The 2,976-nt window shown below is 35.8% G+C and carries 2 protein-coding genes; both read left to right on the top strand.

Annotated elements, in window-relative coordinates; genetic code table 11:
• Positions 1-693: 693 nt before the first annotated feature.
• Positions 694-1,509, top strand: coding sequence for an MBL fold metallo-hydrolase (locus AFK68_RS03835; protein WP_094671665.1), 816 nt, complete (start codon positions 694-696; stop codon positions 1,507-1,509).
• A gap of 116 nt (positions 1,510-1,625) precedes the next feature.
• Positions 1,626-2,195, top strand: a complete 570-nt coding sequence (locus AFK68_RS03830; protein ID WP_094671664.1) for a fasciclin domain-containing protein — start codon at positions 1,626-1,628, stop codon at positions 2,193-2,195.
• Positions 2,196-2,976: the final 781 nt, after the last annotated feature.

Genomic DNA, 2,976 nt, shown 5'->3' with positions numbered 1-2,976 from the left:
TTGGTAATTTTCCTTCCTTTTTCTGGTTGCAATAATTAGGGCTTGGTGATTAAATCTTAAAGCATTGACAAGAAATAAGGTGCATTTTAGGTCGGGAAAAAGTACCTAGTTTTCAGATATTTATGCTCAAAAAGTTAGTCTTTTGGGAAAGACAAGAGTTGAGCAAAAAAATTACTCCCCTGATCCTTAAAAAAGACTTTTTCAGCAAACCCTTTTTAAACCTCGCCTTTAAGGCTGAGACAAATTACTAAAAGTAATACTATACTTAAGGTAACACTTCAATTATTGAGTCATTAACATTTATTATTTAAACTTTTTAATTAGCACACGACAAGTGTGTTAATTATTCTGACAGCAGATTGCAAGTAAATGAGGTACAGTCCTTAATTCGATCGATCCCCACTATTTTTAAAACTGGTATACAAACTATTTTTTATGTACCTTATCAACCTGAAATACACTGTATGTTTACCTCTCCCCCACTCCTTACTCCCTTACCGAATAATTAAGGTTTAAAGCCTCTCACTTGCCGTGGAGAAACAAGAAAAAATTTTTCTTTTATTCAATCCTCTTCCTTTTAGGAAGAGGTAATTATCAATTATCCATTATCAATTATTGAATCCCCTACTCAAGAAAGAGATGTATAGTATTTAAAAGAGAAAATAGCGCAAATCTAGATTCAAACAAATTAAGATGAAACGGCGAAAATTTATACGTTATGCACAGACAAGTTTATTAGCTGTAATGGGAATTGGTTTAACATCTAAACTTAACCATTCCCAGGCACAGACAGGAGAATCTTTAACTATTACATGGTTAGGACATACTTGCTTTTTATTTGAAGGTGGAGATACTAAAGTATTAGTAAATCCTTTTCGCCAAATAGGTTGCACTGCCGGATATCGAGACCCCAAAGTAGATACAGATTTAATTTTGATTAGCAGTAGATTATTAGATGAAGGAGTAGTAGAAGGTTTTACAAGTAATCCCCCACCACTGTTGTTATCTGAATCTGGAGTTTATCAAGTTAATGGTAGACAAATTCAAGGAATTCGCACTGCAAAAGATAGAGAAGGTGGACGAAGATTCGGCACTAATGTCGCTTGGTTATGGCAACAGGCAGGAATTAAAATTTTGCATTTAGGGGGATTGGCTAGTCCCATTGGTATAGAAGAGCGGATTTTGATTGGTCGTCCAGATTTGCTACTAATTCCTGTAGGTGGTGGCCCAAAAGCTTACACCCCCTTGGAAGCAAAACAGGTTTTGGAAGTGCTAAAACCTAGAATTGTGATCCCTACTCACTACAAAACTGAAGCTGCTGATGAAACTAGCTGTGAGATTGCTCCTTTGGAAGATTTTCTCAGTGTGATGGAAGGAAGTCCAGTCAGAGTTGTAAATCAGGACAGTATTTCCATTGCTAAATCTGATTTACCTCAAGAAGGCTTATTAATAGAGGTTTTAAGTTATAGATTCGATCAGTTATCTCCGAATTCTCTGGGAAGTAATTAAAATAGAAACTTAAATTTTAGGTATTTATGTCTAGACGATCTTGCCATTTCTGAAAAGTTTGCTAAGATATGTAAATTAGGTTTACATTTTTTAGTAAAAGTACAGAGAAATTAAATATGAAGAGCAAAAATAGCTTAACTGTGGTACAAAAAGCGATCGCTATCTTAGGATTAGTAGGTGTTAGTGCTAGTTTCGGTCTACCCGCAGTAGCAAACTTCTCTCAGAAATCTTCTACTCAAGGAGTAGTTAACCAACCTCTACAAATTGCTGACTCTCACTCCAAGGATATTGTGGCAACTGCTGCTGCTGCTGGTCAATTCAATACTTTAGCTGCTGCATTAAAAGCTGCTGGTTTAGTAGAAGTGCTTCAAGGAGATGGTCCATTTACAGTATTCGCACCTACTGATGAAGCATTTGCAGCTTTACCAGAAGGAACATTAGACAAGTTATTAATGCCAGAAAACAAGGATAAACTGGTACAAATTCTGACTTATCATGTAGTTCCTGGTAAGGTAATGTCTGGAGACTTAGAATCTGGAATGGTAAAAACTGTTGAAGGTAGCAAAGTTAACGTTAAAGTTTCTGATGCAGGCGTTAAAGTTGGAAAAGCTAAAGTAGTTAAAGCAGACGTACCTGCAAGTAATGGTGTAATTCATGTAATTGATACAGTAATTCTACCTCAGTAATTAATTAGCGTTATACCATTTATTGGGAATATGTGGATTAACCCCATTCCTAACTACGTTTATGAATGGGTTTTTTAATGAAGTAATACTTGCTCCGGTTTATAGAGTACCCTTTTGGGGAGGTGGGGAGATAGGGAGATGGTTAGAGAGAATTTTGAAAAAGGTACTTTTAATAACCTGATTTCGTATCAGAAGTAATCCCTGAATGAGGTTGAGCATTTATAAATCTTCTAGCGGGACTTACACAAAATAGCAGCAAAAAATCAGCTCAAATATATACAGGGAGAGGTTTTTACGCCGAAAAAGTCTAAATCCTTTATTACCAAGGGTTTTAGGGATTTTTAAGGCATTGACGTAATTCCCTTGTCTAGACTGTTTTTTCCTCCGGAATGCTCCGCAAACAAGCAGTTTTTGTGCAAAAAAATGTCTAAGTACCACTAGCCTATTTGCGTATTGCAATATTTGAAATATTTTTAGGATAAGTTCCAGCTTTGTACTACTGTTAATAATCTAGTTAATGAAATTGGGAAAAGAGGTGCGAAAAAGTACCTCTTGATTGAATTGATAAGCAGATTTAATCTTGTTGCCTAATATAAAATCCGGTTATACAGTAATTGCAAAACTACTTCTTCATTAAGACAAGTTTTCTATTGAATAGGAATTATATAATTTAATATTTCAAATCCAATATTTCTCCTGACTCCTGTACGGGCGTTAACGATAGTTATGCGAAGCTAACGGCCGTTTCGCTGCGCGACATGTTTGCGGAGCATTCCGTCAG

The sequence above is a fragment of the Hydrocoleum sp. CS-953 genome (assembly GCF_002260545.1).
In the GTDB taxonomy this organism is placed as follows: domain Bacteria; phylum Cyanobacteriota; class Cyanobacteriia; order Cyanobacteriales; family Microcoleaceae; genus Trichodesmium.
The sequence above is the reverse complement of the archived record's forward strand: the minus strand, read 5'-3'. Positions and strand labels throughout refer to the sequence as shown.